Origin of the sequence: uncultured Bacteroides sp. (genome assembly GCF_910586915.1) — a bacterium.
Classification (GTDB): domain Bacteria; phylum Bacteroidota; class Bacteroidia; order Bacteroidales; family Bacteroidaceae; genus Bacteroides.
Genome location: NZ_CAJULN010000032.1, coordinates 12,737 through 30,054, shown reverse-complemented (window position 1 = coordinate 30,054; position 17,318 = coordinate 12,737). Strand labels below are relative to the sequence as shown.

Below are 17,318 nucleotides of genomic sequence, written 5' to 3'. Positions count from 1 at the left end.
GTTTTTTTGTCCGATAGTAAAACAAATGTCAGAACAAGTCTTGACTATTACATATTATAGTTCTTTGATTTACTGATACACACTAACAAGGCTACGTTAAGCAGCCTTGTTTTCACGGATGAGGTTTGATATGATTGCATACATCTTTTCAAGAAGGTGGTTGCGCTCAGCAACATCCAGCAAGTTCTCCTTCTTGTCTTTCTTATATGCTCGTATGGAAATGCGATATAGATAATAAAGCTGGTCGTAAACCTTGCGCCAAACATCTTGTTGCTTTGTGTTCGTTGCAGAAGAATACTGGTTAACCAACTGCCGAATCTTGTCACGAAGTGATATTTCAGGCACTTTTTCAGAAGAAACAGCAACCGCAAAAAGAAGTTTACCGTTATCTTCTCTTTCTTGTTCCATTGCATCAAGTCGTTTTTCCACCTTATCCAATCTACGGCTTTGTTCAAGAAGTGCTTGTGCAGAATGAACGAGGATTTCAAGCTCTGACATCGGCTTATGTTGTTCTTTCAATGTTTTCTCCATTACGTTGAATGCTTTGATATATTCAAGTTTGAATTTCAGTGCTTTCTTGCCAGTGAACCCCATAGCTAAAAGAGTAAAACCGTCACGGGTCATTACAAACATTGGGTATTCTTGTTTGTTCTGTGGATTCACATATGTCATTTCTTCAAACATTTGGGCAGCCGATTCTTCGACACACCCTTTGGATAGTTCACGTATAGCATCTAATACGTGCTTATGTTCTTTTCCAAATACTTCTGCAACTTTTAGCGAAGTTGTTAAAACTTGGTCGTCATGACCTCTGAAAACTAATTCTTTCATGAGCTATAATTGGGAGTTATATTGTTCTTTGAAATATTGCACAATCAGTTATCATGTGGTATTTTATGTATGTTCCTATGACAACTTTCACATACTACAAGAACCTCAGAAGGTAAATATTCCCATGCAAATCTATTGTTAATGTATTTTATATGGTGTATATTTAACTTTTTCTCATTGCCACAAATTTCACATTTTCTACCTCTTACTGTGAAGATAAATTCTCTGTAAGACTCCCATTGTGGCATTTCTAATTGTTCGTAATATGGGCTTCTTTTCTGAGACCATTCGTTTTGGCGATTTCTGCGTTTTGTTTTGTCAATAGCAGGCAAAAGACCTTCTTTCCGGTTATTTTCAGTAAGGCAACTATTTGCAACATTCACAATAACAGAGATTGATGTAATCCTTTCTCCTTTCGTTGTTAACCAATTCTTTTTGTCCCAATATTCTATAACTTGTTCTGTAGTTATCAAATATGGTTTCTTTCTTGAAGTAAGAAATATATCTATATCTTTCTTCTTAAAATGAGTATTTACATTAAGTATATTATCCATATTATTATATATTATATTAACTTATAAATTACCAGGTATGAAGGAACGTTGATTTTTGAGTGAATCATCCCCTTACCCGTAGAGAGCAATTTTTCTCTCTAACGGTTCGGGAATAATTCGATGGCAAATCACCAGTATAAGTTAGGTATCGACCCCATCGGCTCTGAATTGGGTGCTTCCAATCTCGGCTTTCAGCTTTTACAGAATTGGCTATATCATAACCTGCACCTGCGCACCAGTCTGCTTATTTCAATCGACTGCCTTCTTTCGTGCATCCCCTCACGGGCTTTCACCGTGACGCTTCGGAAGGTTGTTTTAAATCTGTTGCTGGTCGAACGTATTTTCCCCGATAGCCCTCCGCGATAGTCCATAAGGCGGAAACAACAACCGATTTTGGATTTAGTCTAATCTGTGGAAAAGAAAAAATCCGTAGCTAAAGTGAAGCGACTACGGATTTCTATCGAAGGTGCCCCGATGGGCGGATATGCTAACTAAATTCATAGCCGCTTCACTTGCTACGGATGCAAAGCAACAAAAATTTTCCGGACATGGCAACCGTTTTATTCCTATTTAACCGATGTAAATTCAAGTGATATGATTGAATTTGAGTGTTTTATGGAATAATTGTAATATATATTTTATAACAACATGATACCTATACGATACCATGTAATAAAAATAAAGTTTTAATTATTTGATTATTAGTTAATTATAAAAACAAAGCGTAATCCCAATGTGATTCTCTGTGATAGCTTACAGTCAATAGAATATTGGTTTTTACTACATTTTGAAGATACGTGTCGATATTTTCAAGATTCAGCAGCAACAGAAAGAGCGTTAAAGCAATATTTGCCAACATACGATAAAACTCGGAAATACCTTGAGAAGGATAAATGGGTTAAAGAAATGCTTGCTGATTCAAAAATGGATAAGGCATGTGAACTAGCCGAAAAATATAAAGGTAGAGATTCTTATAGCGAGATTTATAAGGCGATTAAAAAAGTTAGTGAATAATAATATACTGATGAAGCAGGTATAACCAACTTATGAATTAATAAATATTTTTGTTGTAATTACATTTTAAATGTGATACTATGAATTTACAAGAAGGTTTTTATGTTTATACAAATTATAATATAATAGACGGAATTAAGTATCAAACAATAAAGGCTATTTTTGAATGTAGAGATAATAAAATTATAATTTCATGTTGTAGTGAAGATGACGATGAATATGAATCTCCATTTGTTTTATATCAGGGAAAAGAGTTAGAACTTGTTGATTCTATTGATGACATAGAAATATATAATTTCCTCGATTTATCTTGTCCAAGATATGGATTAATAGGTGAATTAAAAGATATAAAGAAAGAACTTATAAAATTAGATTTGAATTGTGGAGAAACATATAGCCAGATTTATCGTCCATTGTTAAATTATAAAATGATTCAACATTGCGCGGATGATTTACATGATGAAAAGCCAAGACGTGATTGTTATTTAGATTTGGCAATAGACGATCAGGAATATTATAATCGTTTAAATCAGCTAGAGATTCTGATAGATGATTTATATTCAGTTTTTAAGGTTGTTGCACCACATCCTGATAATTGGGATGTTTATGGGCATGAAATTAGAAATATTATAATATTAGCGTGTTCTGAAGTAGACTCAATGATGAAAAATATTCTTGAAAAGAATATGATGACAAAAAAAGGATTATTCTTTAATACAAATGATTATATCCAGTTGCTGAATCCTTTAAGGCTTGTAGAATATACTTTATCTTTTAATCGATATGCATTACTTGGAAATTTTTCTCCTTTTCTAAAATGGGATATTAAGGAGCCAACTAAAAGTTTAGATTGGTATACTGCTTATAATCAGATAAAACACGATAGGGAGAATAATTTTGCATCAGCAAATTTAAAAATGGTCATTAATTCTATTATGGCTTACGCAGTATTATTAATAGCTCAATATGGATATAGAAATTATTTATGGAATGAAAAACTGGCAAAAGTTATATGTATAAAACAAGAACCTTCTTGGGATATTAGAGATGTTTATGTTCCCAGACGTGAATTTGATAATCAATATATAAAGTGTGTATTCCATTTCAGTCATAAAGCTTAATTGTCAGTTTGTATAAGAATTATGATATTAAAAAAATATTAAGGAATTTAAGATGGAAGTAATATGAATGATATGGCATTAAGAACTATTTTATATATAACTTTCAAAACAACATCTTTATTTCTTTTCTTGAAAATAATGAAATATGCTGAATATAGATTTTAATAATATCAGACCCATTAAGGGGCTGCAAATGAGTGATTTGAAGAATTCGTTTGTCAGTTGGCACGTAAAGAGGAAATTCCATGTGAAAAGAAATTTGAACGCTGCGGAAAACCAGATGGAGGCGTGGAATGTTATAAAGTTCTTGAAGATGGAAGTATTGTGGCCTGGCAAGCCAAATATTTTTGTAAGGCTTTTGATGATTCACAGTATAAACAAATTAATAGGTCGGTTAATGAGGCGTTAAAATCTTATCCTCAATTGAGGCGCTATATTATAGTAGTGCCCATAGATCCATCAAATGCTCATGTTGCAGGTAAGAAGAGTATGAAAGAGCGGATTGATGAGTATGTGAAAAGATGGTCAAATACAAATCCTCATGTCATTTTTGATTTTTGGTGGGCTTCAGACTTGGTAGAAAGACTTCAAAAACCTTCCAATCAAGGTATGCTTCGATTTTGGTTTGGCGAATACGAATTTACAGATAGGGATTTTTTTAGGTTTAATGAAGAATCCATAAATGACCTAGGTAAACGATATACACCTAAACTTAATGTTGAAGTTGAGGCTTTTCAATATTTTGAGGTGCTTTCACGAGGAAGTTCATTGAGGCATTTTTTTTGACAAGGAGTTGATGATAGCTGAGGATACATGTAGAAAAATAGAGAAAAATAAGTATTGTCAAAATATTCTTAATCTAAGAGAAAATGTCCGCAATGCGATTAAACAAATAAATGAAACTAATATCACCGGTATAGATAGAATATCTCTTAATGAATTATTGTCAGCATTGATGTTATTGGGAGAAACTGTTCAAGATATTGCCAACAATATTGTTGAAAAAGAAAGAGTAACAGAAGAAGAAAACAGAACATCAAGTAACATATTTGAACTAGGTATAGATATTTTGCGCGTTCACAACGATTTACATCAAGATATAATGAGGTTAGTAAATGACCCTATTTTAATACTTGAAGGAGATGCTGGAGTCGGTAAGTCGCATTTAATGGCTGATCCTGTTCAAAGAAGACAAAATGAAAACTTGTTTAGTTTACTTTTCTTGGGACAGAAATTTATCACTGATGAAGAACCTTTCATTCAGATGATGAGAATGCTTAACTTCAGCGGTTCTTCAGATGAATTGTTAGAAATGCTTGAAACTAAGGCTGAGACTACGGGAAACCGCATTATAATTTTCATAGATGCGATAAATGAAGGACATGGACTTAATATTTGGCAAAATAATATTCGTAGTTTTATTAATAGAATTAGACAGCATCCATGGCTTGGACTTGTCTTGAGCATCCTTACATCATATTCACCAGTAATACTTCCAAGGGAAGAATTTGGGAATGATTATTGTGTGCGGGCAAGGCATTATGGATTTGGAGCTAATACACAAAAGGCTGTACAACTCTTTTTTAAGGAATATGGTATATTGTATCCTTCAGTTCCACTCCTTAATCCCGAATTTGGGAATCCATTGTTTTTGCATCTATTCTGTGAAGGTATGAAAAATAATGGTTATAGGAAGATACCGGATGGAATAAAAGGTATATCATCAGTATTGAATTTGTTTTTCGATGGTATTGAGAAATCTTTTAGAAAATTCAAACAATATTCTCAATCAATTAAGTGTATAGACAAAGCTGTTCGTGAATATATAAAATACATCGGGAAATATATTTATTTGAATCCAATATTATTTAATCAATAGTTATACACAATTGTCGGCACAATAAAGTACATAGTTGCGTTTTGAAAAGACTTTATTATAAGTTTTTTCGTATCTCTGTTGTGTAGGGATGGCAAAGTTTGTATCTTTGTTAATCGAAAAATATTCAAAAGTAAATATACAGATATGGATAAACTTAAGATGCAAACGCTTAACGGCGTTCAGGACAATATAGATAAAATAGCAGCACTCTTTCCTAATTGTATTACAGAACGTAAAGACGCCGAAGGAAAGGTTACTTTAGCGATAGATTTTGATAAGTTGCGGCAGGAACTTTCTTCGGAGATAGTGGAAGGGCGTGAGGAACGTTATCAATTTACCTGGCCGGATAAGAAAAAAGCGTTGCTTCTTGCTAATTCGCCTATCAATGCAACGCTTCGCCCTTGTCGTGAAAAGAGTGTTGATTTTGATAATACGCAGAATCTTTATATTGAAGGCGATAATCTTGAAGTGTTGAAATGCTTGAAAGAGACATATCTTGGTGAGGTGAAGATGATTTATATTGATCCGCCTTATAACACAGGCAATGATTTTGTATATGAAGACAATTTTGCCGAATCTGCTTCTGAATATTTGGCTAATAGTGGACAGTATGATGAACAAGGCAATAGGCTTTTAACTAATTCAGAAACCAATGGCCGATTTCATACAGATTGGTTGAATATGATTTATCCACGTTTGAAAGTAGCAAGGGATTTACTGAAAGATGAGGGTGTTATTTTTATTTCAATTGATGAAAATGAAATTGAAAATCTAAAAAAAGTTTGTACTGAAATATTTGGAAGTAATAATTTTATAGATTGTCTACATTGGAAAAAGAAAAAGCAACCATCTTTCCTCGCAAAACATACTGCAAAACTAATGGAGTATATTTTAATTTATGCTAAAAATAAAAATAAGTTAGAGAAACTGTCTATTGAAACTATATCTGATGAAACAAAAAAAGTAATAAATATATCCAATCCTGTATGTTCACGGAATTTAAAAGCTGGTATCCGAGTTAAAATTGGAGATAATGGGACGATATTGAAAGGATGTTATCGAATTAAAACTATGGATGTAGAATATCTTTCTGATGTAGAATATAGAAATGGAAGGACTATAACCCCGGTTGAGGTACGAGCTCGATATTCTGTCAGCCAAGAAAAAATTGATAGTTTTATATCAGAGGACTTACTTTTCATAACAGCTAATTATGGGCTAAGGCGTGATGTATCAGAAGAAGAAACGACAAAAAGAAAATCTATCACAGATTTGCTTTTGGCAGACTATGGTGATAACCAAGAAAGCGATAAAGAGTTTTTAGAATTATTCGACACGAAATATTTTGATTACACAAAGCCTGTTGCTTTAATCTCTAATTTTATTAAAAGTAATTTTACAGAGAATCAGATTGTTCTTGATTTTTTTAGTGGCTCTGCTACAACTGCCCATGCGGTAATGCAGCTAAACTCCAAGGATAAAGGTAAGCGAAAGTTTATTATGGTTCAATTACCCGAAATGACTGATAAAAAGAGTGCTGCATATAAGGATGGCTATAAAACTATTTGTGAGATTGGTATAGAACGTATCCGTCGTGCTGGAAAGAAAATTAAAGAAGAGTTAATTGCTGAACAACAGAAAAAGGAAGGAATGGTTGAAACAGAAGAATTACAAACTCTTGATATTGGCTTCCGTGTCCTTAAACTTGATAGTAGCAATATGGAGGATGTTTATTATTCTCCAGCAGAGTACGAACAACAAAATCTTTTTGCCCAAATAGAGAATGTGAAGTCCGATCGTACAAGTGAAGATTTGCTATTCCAAGTGATGCTTGAATTGGGAGCTGCACTTGATAGTAAAATTGAGCAAATAAAAATAGAAGATAAAACTATTTATAATGTAGCCAATAATTATCTTGTTGCTTGTTTTGATAATGAAATAGATGATGGTGTCGTTACTACTATAGCCAAAATGCGACCACAGTATACTGTGTTCCGTGACAGTTCAATGGTAGACGATAGTACCTCCACTAACTTTGAACAGATATTTAAAACTTATTCGCCAAATACGGTAACCAAAATACTATAATAAACAATGGAATCGGAAAAATCAGAAGTAAGTGATGGATAATATAAAAAAATGGTTGATTGGCGAGAATACCACTTGTGATTTCAAAGAATTCTTGGAACGCAAACAATTCAAAAATTGGTTGAAAAGTATCAGTGCTTTTCAATGAATGTTATAACTCAATCAAAAGAGCTAAACATTATAAAACGGATTGGTTCAGAAAAAACAGGATACTGGAAAGTGAAATCGGGAGTGGATAAATCAATAAAAGAAAGATGATGAAACTTAAATTCAAGATACAACAATACCAAACAGATGCTGTTGAAAATGTAGTGAAGGTATTTAACGGACAACCTAATAAGGGTTTGGCAGAGTATGTAGTGGATAAAGGAAAAATGTATGAAAAGGATAATGGTAAATTGATAGAAGTCAAGAATATACATTTTGAAGATGACTTTACCGGATATAAAAATGGAGATATAGTCTTGACTAAAGATGAATTATTGAAAAACATTCATCAGGTTCAGACTAAAAATAATATTTGTTTATCAAATGATGTGGTAGACAAACTTGGGCATTGTCAACTTGATGTTGAAATGGAAACCGGTACAGGTAAAACATACGTCTATATCAAAAGTATGTTTGAACTCAACAAACTATATGGATGGGCTAAATTTATTGTGGTTGTGCCAAGTGTCGCTATTCGTGAGGGTGTAAAGAAAAGTTTTGATATAACGGTAAATCACTTTATGGAACACTATAGAAAAAAAGCACATTATTTTATTTATAACAGCAATAATCTGAATCAAATAGATATGTTTTCTCAAAGTAGTGATATCTCTGTAATGATTATTAACACACAGGCTTTTAACACCTCTTTGAAAGAAGGTGCGAAAAATACTACTGCCCGCATCATTTATTCCGTACGTGATGAGTTTGGCAGTCGTCGACCAATTGATGTTATATCCGCTAATCATCCGATTATCATTCTTGATGAACCTCAAAAGATGGGTGGAGCAGCAACACAAACGGCTTTAGCTCGCTTTAACCCTCTCTTTACATTAAACTATTCTGCTACTCATAAAGAGGCACATAATCCTGTTTATGTATTGGATGCATTAGATGCTTACAATCAAAAACTGGTGAAGAAAATTGAGGTAATAGGCTTTGAATTAAAACACCTCAAAGGTACAGATAGCTATATGTATTTGGAAGATATTGTTTTGTCTAAAACAGAAGCTCCTAAAGCTCGTATTGAAATAGAGGTGAAACATGCTAATAATATCAAGAGAGAGGTGAAAAATCTTGGTGTCAGTGATAATTTGTTTTATGTGTCTAATGAATTGGAGCAATATCGTGGTTATACTATTTCTGATATTCATATTGATACAATGGATAGTAGTCATAGCACTGTATCATTTTCCAATGGAAAAATGATGTATATAAAAGATGTGTTTGGGGATGTTTCGGCTGATCACAAAGCACGTATTCAAATCAGGGAAACTATAAAGGCGCATTTTCGCAAGGAAGCTTCTCTGTTTAAACGTGGAATCAAAACGCTTTCACTTTTTTTCTTGGATGAAGTAGCCAATTATAGGAAATATGATGACGACGGTCAGCAAATGCTTGGACGTTATGGCGAAATATTTGAGCAAGAATATAGAGTGGAATTGAATAACAATCAGAATATGTTTGATGCTGATTACATGTCCTATCTAAGAAGTATTTCTACGCATGAAACTCATGCAGGTTATTTCAGCATTGATAAGAAAGGGAGAAGTGTCAATAGTGAGGTAAAACGTGGTTCAGACCAATCGGACGATATTCCGGCCTATGACTTGATTTTAAAGAATAAGGAACGTCTGCTTAGCTTTGATGAACCGGTTCGTTTTATCTTTTCTCATTCTGCTTTACGTGAAGGGTGGGACAATCCAAATGTATTTCAAATCTGTTCACTTCGTCAATCTGATAGTATAAGTCAGAAGAGACAAGAAGTTGGTCGTGGTCTGCGACTTTGTGTTGATCAGTATGGTGCTCGTATGGATGCGGAAATACTGCTGGATGAAGTTCATAGTGTGAATAAACTGACCGTTATAGCCTCTGAAGGATATGCATCTTTTGTGGCAGATTTGCAGAAGGACATCAAGTCAGACCTTTATGATCGTCCTACCAAGGCTGATATTGATTTCTTTATAGGCAAAATTCTCTTTTCCAATGAAGGGAAGAAGTATATTATTTCCAAAGAAGATGCACAAGAAATTGTAGTACAGTTACGTATGAACAATTATATAACGAAAGGTGGGGAGGTCACAGATATATTCCGTGAAGACTTGAATAATAATAATTTGAAACAACTTCCTGATGAACTGAAACCACTGACGGATGCTGTTTACAAACGTGTTCAATCTATCTTTGATAGTAAGGCTTTTGGTGATATGATTGGTAATGGTAGCAAACCACAAACACCATCTAATACGCTTAACGATAATTTCTCAAAAAAGGAATTTCAGGAATTATGGAAACGTATCAACCATAAATATGCTTATAAAGTTCAATTTGACAGCAACGAGTTGATTGAAAAAGCTGTAGAAGCTATTAATAGAGAGTTGGAAGTCACTCAACTGACTTATGTGATAACGAAAGGGATTCAGAAGGAGAAACTAAAGAAAGATGATGTCGTTTCAGGTGAAATGCTTCAAAAAAAGGTGTTGCAAACGGATAGATTGATTACAGATGTGGTTAACCATGTGAAGTATGATCTCATCGGTAGAATAGCATCTGGTACAACACTCACCCGTAAAACAGTGGCTTCAATACTGACAAAAATCCGTCCGGTTAAGTTTGATATGTTCAAGGTAAATCCGGAAGAGTTTATCACTAAGGTTACTCGACTTATTCTTGAACAAAAAGCAGCTATAATTGTGGAGCATATTTCGTATAATCAAGTAGATGGTGAATATGACAATAGTATCTTTACACAAGAGAAACATACCTCTATGGATAAGGCTTTTAAAGCTCAAAAGAGTATTCTTGATTATGTATTCACTGATGGTATTGCAGAAAAAAGTAATGAGCGTAAATTTGTAGAAAGTCTTGATATTTCTGATGAAGTGGCTGTATATACGAAATTACCAAAGAGATTCCAGATTCCAACCCCTGTCGGAAATTATTCACCGGACTGGGCTATTGCTTTTAAAAAAGAGAAAGTGAAACATGTCTATTTCATTGCTGAGACTAAAGGTGCAATGAGTTCCATGGAATTACGTCCTATTGAGAGGTATAAGATTGTTTGTGCAGAGAAACTGTTTGAACAGTTAAGTAATTCGGAGGTTAAGTATGGTAAAATTGATAGTTATGATACGTTGATGAGTTTGGTAAAATAAAGATACTCGGTCCTATTTTGCATAATATGGTTGAAGGAAGATAGATATGTCAAGGTTTATTTTTGAATAACAAAGGTTACTTATAGAGCAGAAAGGCGAAAAACACTTTTTCGTTTTTTGTGGGGAAAATATTATTAATGAATTAGACAGTTCAAATATGGGATATAAGATTTGGTTATACGCTCCAAGAGAAAATGCATCCAAGTGGGATGTGTGTTTATCTCAAAACATAATGTGTATTGGTTGAGATGATATGGGTAACCTTTTGGAATACTCTTCTAAGGAAGAAATGGCAACTAAATTGCAGGAGATATATGGAAAACCTGAATCTTCATTTTAAAATGATAGTTTGGCATTATGGGAATTTGCTTATGAGATGCAAGTGGGCGATATTGTTATAGTCAAGAAAGGTCAGAATTATTTGTTGGGCGCGGCATTGTGGAAAGTGGCTATACTTTTGATGATTCTTTCCCAGATTTTAAGAATGTCCGTAAAATACAATGGACGAATGTTGGAGAATGGGAGACCGTAAGTAAGAATGTCCAAAAGACTTTGACTGATATCACCAAGTATCCGAGCTATGTGAAATCTTTGGAGAAGCTATTTGAAAATAAATCTCAAAAACAATATTGGTGGCTTGTGGCAAGTCCTAAAATATGGAGTTTTTCGAAAACTCCGGTTGGCGAATTTCTCCGATGAACATATGTGCAGGCTTTACGAGAAGTTTGTTTGGGAGTATTACAGAAAGCATTATCCGGAATTAAAAGCAAAGACTACCCAAATAGACTGGAATATTGATAAAGAACAGTCTACTTCCAGTATTCTTCCTATAATGCGGACAGATATAACGCTGACATTTAAAGAGAGAACATTGATTATTGATACCAAATATTATAGTAAATCAATGCAATGCCAATTTGATAAGAGAACTATTCATTCTAATAACTTGTATCAGATCCATTCTTATGTAATGAATATGATGTTAATCATACTGGGAACGTGGATGGAATGTTGCTGTATGCCAAGACAGAAGAAGATATAACACCTGATGGACAGACAACATTTAGGGATGGGAATGTTATATATTACAGAACACTTGATTTGAATCAGGATTTCGAAAATATAAAAAAACAGTTGGATGTATTTCTAAAACATAGTCTGTAGTTACTAATATTGAGAATGTAAATTAAACTGTGTCAGCAAGGAATAAAGTATTAACTTTGCTAACACAGTTTTTATGAAAGCAGAAAATGCACTGCGACTCACCCGTTTGTAATTATCACAGATTGTTAAGTATTCTCCTTATTCATTTACTTTCCCCTATTTACGGCTCGTTGCCATCAATGGTTTTCTCTTTTTAATAACAGTTACTCGAATTCTACCAATAACATTCTTTTCAGCATTACGGAACGCGAAGTTGCCAGAAAGCAACAGCCGCCGCAGCCGCCACATTGAGCGAATCAACGCCGTGTGCCATAGGGATGCGGACTACGTAGTCGGCCTCAGCAATCGTATCGTGCGAAAGTCCGTCTCCTTCGTTGCCCATTACGACGGCCAATTTCGGCTCCTCGGCTAAGGCAGGATTATCAATGGAAATGGAATTGTCCGTGAGTGCCATTGCAGCCGTGCGGAAGCCCAATTTCTTCAAGTCGCCGAGAGAGCCTTCCATCCAAGTCCAGGGCAGAAAGAAGACCGACCCCATAGATACTCTGACTGCACGGCGGTTCAACGGGTCGCAAGAGGTACGCGTCAGCAATACAGCATCCATACCGAGAGCGGCTGCCGAACGGAATATCGCGCCAATGTTGGTTGCATCGACTACACTGTCTATCAATACAATGCGCCGGGCTTCCCCGCACACTTCTTCCATGCTGCGCAACGTGGGACGGCGCATGGCACAAAGAACGCCACGTGTGAGAACGTAGCCAGTCAACGTAGCAAGCAGCTCCCGGCTGCCGGTATAAACGGGTACACCGGAGCAACGTTCGATGATTTCGGCAGCATCACCGGCAATGTGTTTACGCTCACACAAAATAGCCAAAGGTTCGTAACCGGAATCCAACGCCCTTTTGATAACTTTCGGGCTTTCCACGATAAAAATTCCCTTGTCAGGCTCGGTACGGTTGCGCAACTGGTTTTCGGTCAATGTGCTGAACAGTTCAACTCCGGGATGGGATAAAGATGATATTTCGATAACAGACATATGATTATTATAGCTTTCAGATTAGACATACAATCGTTTCATTCGTTCTCAGAGGCTAAAGTTACAGAGATTTATTGTACGGCAGATGATTTTTGCAAGGAATTTGCGTTGAAACAGGAAACAAAGGCAACAAACGACGGGTCGTTTTCCTGCAAAGTACTGGTAATAAAGTTTCTACGGATTAACGACAAACTTTCAAGTTTCCATATGTAAAGTTCCAGCCGATTGCTCATAAACTATAAACGAAGGTTTCATTTATATAAACGCAAGTTTCGTTTTTATAAATGAAGCCTTCGTTTATAGTTTATAATCGGTAAAAGAAAAGATTGCCGATACTCTCCGAGGAGTTTATCCATAAGGAAGAGGAACTTTACTACCGGTCGTGTGAGGAGAGCAGAGCGGCAGACTGGAGTGAGTTTGCCGCACGGTTGAACCCATTATTTTACTACAGGCTTCTTGGTCAACCGTCCTCCTTCGTTATACTGCTGATTATTGGGCAATCCTTTCTTATTTACCCCTTTTTTCATTAAAGACTTCAATTCCTCCAAATGGTAGCGATAGATGTTGCGAGGCAAGGTATGATGCTGTTTGCACAAAGAGGCAGCCATGCCCACAACCTCTCCCATCATACCGGTAGTACGCATCACCCGCACCGTTCCCAAAGCGATGTGCGTAACGCTGATATTACGTCCCGCCATAAACAGATTGTCAATATTGCGCGAATAAAGGCAGCGGTAAGGTACGGGATAGGGATAAATCACTACATGGTCGGTAGTTGCTTTGAATTCGCAGCCGGGAAAATTCCGGCTGTTTGCCGGGTCGGGCCTGTGAAGGTCGATGCTCCAGGTAGTAGTGAAAGAGGCGTCTTCATGAGCCATATGTTTGGTAAGATCCTCCTCCTTCAAGACGTAGTCGCCCAACAACCGCCGGGACTCCCGCTTTCCGGCAATGTAGGCCACCCATTGCAAAGAACGTTTTTCGTAGTTCTTCTTCTGTGCGGAGTGATTCTTCAAATAACTCCAATTGGAATAGACAACCAGCATTCCATAATCGCGTATCTGTTCGAAATCGGTAATCTGATTTCGATTCATACCTGTTTCCCAAGTCCATTCGCCGTGAGTGACGGGTTCGCAGGTCGTCTCGCCGAAAGTAATACCGTAACGGAACTCAGGGAAAACGGACTTTGCCGCATCTTCGGCAGCGTACCACTGCACGGAAGCACCCATCACCAAACTGTCTGCTGCGTCGGGAGCTATGCTTTCGCCGAATTCGTGCCGGCTTTCACGTCCCATGCGATAATCGGCTCCGGCAAGATAGCCGACCGTCCCGTCGCCCGTACAATCGGCAAACAGATGACCGTAGAATTCCACCTCTTCACCCGTCTCAATATGACGGGCGGTGACAGAGACTATCCGGTCCTTCTCTTTTTTCACCGAATACGCCCGGTAATTAAGAAACAGCGTAACCTTACTTTCAGCTTTCAGCCACGCCAATTTCTTTTGGTCTTCGTAGTTGGCTGCCGGTTGTGCGTTGCCCTCCTTCTCGGGACCAAACTCTTTCTGCAAACCGCCGAGTTCCGGATATTTTCCTATTTCGATGGCTCCTCCCAAGTGGACGCGAATCTCAGAGCTGTTGTTTCCGCCCACTACCGGACGGTCGTTGATAAGTGCGACTTTACATCCCAAACGGGCAGCCGATACCGCCGCACTGATTCCTGCAACACCCGCACCGACCACTACCAAATCGTACGATTCGGTAGGTTGGGCAGCCGGCAAACCGAGTTTCGTACGCCGGAAGACTTCCAGCGCTTCAACATCCGCCGGCGGAACATCGTCCTTTTGTGTAGTAAAGTAGATGGCATCGCACCGCCCGTCGAAACCTTTCATATCGTGCAGTACAATGCAGACATCCCTTTCCCTTGCGTGATACCGTCCGGCATATTGCCATATCCAACGGTTTCCGGTGATACCCAAACGGGAGGAAAGCCGCTTTCCGTTTACAGACAAGCCGAATTGCCCGGGTCCCTCACCTTCGTGCCACGGAGCAGTCCAGTTATAAGTACGCACATAGACATGATAGGTGCCTGTTTCGGGCAGCCGCACATCGGTACTTGCATCCTCAACAGGAACACCCAATCCGTGAGCCAATAAGTAGGAAGAACCCATAATGTCCATAAACTGCTGGTCGACCACCCATCCTCCTTTTTGAGCGAAGCTCTCTGCTTCGACAAGCAAATCGGCAGCCTGAAGATTCAACCGGAAGAGCAGGATGCAGAGGGTGACGATACATATAAATTTGTTGGTCATAATCGTTTCTATTAGTTTACACTTGTTTCTTTTCATTTTTAATGGAGAATAAACTCCCTGATGTTCAATCTCGCCATCAGAGGAGCAGTCAGTTCTATCTTGACTGCTTTGACAAGGGCGGGAGAATCAAGCAAGACCGACAACTCACCCTCGCTGTTGGTTGCAGGAACCTTTTCGAACTGCATCCCGTCCCGGCTGACAGATAATTGTACCTGTTCGGGATGTTCCTTCGATGCGTCAAACAACACCTTTATTCCGCGTACGCTTCTTGCTTCTTCCAGAACAAGCGTGAAATAGGCTCCTTTCTCCAGTGAGTAGGGAGTGGCAAAGAAAGTTTGCGGGTCGCCGTCGAAAACATATTCGGGGTTATAATACTTAATACCGTCCATATTGGTTTCCATACGTGCGGGAGATACAAGCCGGCAGGCTTGTTCGTGCTGCGGAACGAAGCCCCTATTATCCCAATCTTCCTTCTTGAAAGAAGAAATATCCAACCGTTCGAAGATTGTGTCGAAACCTGCAATGCGCCGCCGGAAGTCATTCCAGTCTCTCTTTTCCGGTGTATTCCACAGCGTTTCGGCTAAGGCGCAAAGCCTGGGATAAAGCATCTTCTCCACCTCTTGCGGCGTAGCAATGAATTCGGTCCATAAATTAGCCTGCCCTCCTTTAACGAGACGAGTCGGCACATCCGCACACTCCTTGCCGGCAGGCTCCCATTCGTAAAGCCTGCGGGTAGAATTCCGTGAATATCCGAAGTCGAGATAGCAGGGGTCTTTCGGAGACATGATAACCGACAAGCCACTTTTCAAGGCTGTTCTTTGCTGTTCGCTGCCATCCCGTTGCCAAATCATCAGCACATCGGCAGGATGGGCCGCACCACGGTCGTTAATTTCGTCCCATCCTATCATCTTCTTCCCTTTAGAGCGGACAATCCGGCTGACTTGCCGCGTGAAGTAATCTTGCAGTTCGTGCCATGAAGTCATATTCCGTTCTTTGTAGAGCTGCCGGCATTTCGGACATTCTTCCCAAATATGAGTTGAAACCTCATCGCCTCCCAAATGAATAAAGGGAGAGGGAAAGAGGTCGGCAAGCTCCGTCACCAAGTCTTCTACGAATTCATACGTTTTCGGATTTCCCACACACAACATATTCTCACCGGCTCTCTTTCGTTCCTTTCCGTCCGATTCTTCGGGATAGGCTTCAAACTCTCCGCCTTTACAGGATAATTGGGGCAAGGCGGCAAGTAAAGCCAAGCAATGTCCGGGAAGGTCGACTTCCGGAATAATCTCGATGCCGTACATTGCAGCATAGCGAATCAGTTCGCGCAGTTCGTCCTTACGATAATATTGCCCCGACAACTCTTTGAACGCTCGGTAATACGTACCTTTGGCGGCAAGTTCGGGATATTTATCCAAATACAGCCGCCAGCCCTGGTTGTCCGTCAAATGCAGATGTAAAGTGTTGAGTTTGAAAAAGGCCAACTGTCTGATATATTTTTTCAGTTGCCCGATTGTCCAAAAGTGACGGCTGCAATCTATCATAACTCCCCGATAGGCAAAACGAGGCTTGTCGCAGATGACAAGTTGCGGCAACTCCCCTCCCCTTGCGCTTAGCAGCAGTTGGAAAAGAGTGGCAAAAGCATGATTCATACCCGGCAAATCACCTGTTCTTATTATTATATTACGATGAGTGATTTCCAGTGTGTACATTTCGGGTGCTTGCATCGGGACTTTCTTTACACAGACAGAGCCTTCGGAAGCCGTCATTGCAACAGACAGGTTGAGCCATTCTTTCCAATCGCCGGTAAGCGCCCTTCCCGGTATCCTCCATTCGGCAGGAAAACTGATAGTTTTCAACTGCTTTATGGAGAAGGTTCCCTTCTTCGAGCGCATACTCTCCACCTGAGGTATCAGGCAGCTATTATTTTGCGAATAGATAGATCCCGATAACATAAAGAGAA

At 38.2% G+C, this 17,318-nt stretch carries 12 protein-coding genes and 1 pseudogene; 8 read left to right on the top strand and 5 right to left on the bottom strand.

What is annotated here, in order from left to right:
• Positions 1-96: 96 nt before the first annotated feature.
• Together QZ331_RS10950 and QZ331_RS10945 are read right to left on the bottom strand one after the other, a co-directional pair.
• Positions 97-831, bottom strand: a complete 735-nt coding sequence (locus QZ331_RS10950) for a Rha family transcriptional regulator (protein ID WP_294630184.1) — start codon at positions 829-831, stop codon at positions 97-99.
• A gap of 44 nt (positions 832-875) precedes the next feature.
• The gene (locus QZ331_RS10945) at positions 876-1,385 is read right to left on the bottom strand and encodes a hypothetical protein (protein ID WP_294630182.1); all 510 of its coding nucleotides are present in this window, start codon (positions 1,383-1,385) and stop codon (positions 876-878) included.
• A gap of 120 nt (positions 1,386-1,505) precedes the next feature.
• On the opposite strand from QZ331_RS10945, the gene QZ331_RS10940 reads away from it, so the two are divergent.
• The 8 genes and pseudogenes from QZ331_RS10940 (at position 1,506) to QZ331_RS10905 (ending at position 11,891) form a co-directional block, all read left to right on the top strand.
• A complete protein-coding gene (locus tag QZ331_RS10940) occupies positions 1,506-1,751 on the top strand; it encodes a hypothetical protein (RefSeq protein ID WP_294630181.1) in 246 nt (81 codons plus the stop codon).
• Between the two features lie 360 nt (positions 1,752-2,111).
• Positions 2,112-2,399, top strand: a pseudogene (locus tag QZ331_RS10935) (RloB domain-containing protein); the annotation flags it as partial.
• A gap of 80 nt (positions 2,400-2,479) precedes the next feature.
• Entirely contained in the window at positions 2,480-3,520 is a 1,041-nt protein-coding gene (locus QZ331_RS10930) for a hypothetical protein (RefSeq protein WP_294630179.1), read from the top strand.
• A gap of 222 nt (positions 3,521-3,742) precedes the next feature.
• On the top strand, positions 3,743-4,306 hold the full coding sequence (locus tag QZ331_RS10925; RefSeq protein WP_294630177.1) for a hypothetical protein: 564 nt from the start codon (positions 3,743-3,745) through the stop codon (positions 4,304-4,306).
• A gap of 10 nt (positions 4,307-4,316) precedes the next feature.
• A complete protein-coding gene (locus QZ331_RS10920) occupies positions 4,317-5,399 on the top strand; it encodes a hypothetical protein (RefSeq protein WP_294630174.1) in 1,083 nt (360 codons plus the stop codon).
• A gap of 144 nt (positions 5,400-5,543) precedes the next feature.
• Entirely contained in the window at positions 5,544-7,487 is a 1,944-nt protein-coding gene (locus tag QZ331_RS10915; RefSeq protein WP_294630172.1) for a DNA methyltransferase, read from the top strand.
• 254 nt (positions 7,488-7,741) lie between these two features.
• The gene (locus tag QZ331_RS10910; RefSeq protein WP_294630169.1) at positions 7,742-10,849 is read left to right on the top strand and encodes a DEAD/DEAH box helicase family protein; all 3,108 of its coding nucleotides are present in this window, start codon (positions 7,742-7,744) and stop codon (positions 10,847-10,849) included.
• A gap of 703 nt (positions 10,850-11,552) precedes the next feature.
• On the top strand, positions 11,553-11,891 hold the full coding sequence (locus tag QZ331_RS10905) for a hypothetical protein (RefSeq protein ID WP_294630186.1): 339 nt from the start codon (positions 11,553-11,555) through the stop codon (positions 11,889-11,891).
• A gap of 360 nt (positions 11,892-12,251) precedes the next feature.
• Here the strand turns inward: QZ331_RS10905 and QZ331_RS10900 are convergent, their stop codons facing one another.
• The 3 genes from QZ331_RS10900 to QZ331_RS10890 form a co-directional block, all read right to left on the bottom strand.
• Positions 12,252-13,052, bottom strand: a complete 801-nt coding sequence (locus tag QZ331_RS10900) for an RNA methyltransferase (protein WP_294630167.1) — start codon at positions 13,050-13,052, stop codon at positions 12,252-12,254.
• Positions 13,053-13,489: 437 nt separating this feature from the next.
• Entirely contained in the window at positions 13,490-15,358 is a 1,869-nt protein-coding gene (locus QZ331_RS10895) for an FAD-dependent oxidoreductase (RefSeq protein ID WP_294630165.1), read from the bottom strand.
• Positions 15,359-15,396: 38 nt separating this feature from the next.
• Entirely contained in the window at positions 15,397-17,310 is a 1,914-nt protein-coding gene (locus QZ331_RS10890) for a family 20 glycosylhydrolase (RefSeq protein WP_294630163.1), read from the bottom strand.
• Positions 17,311-17,318 lie beyond the last annotated feature (8 nt).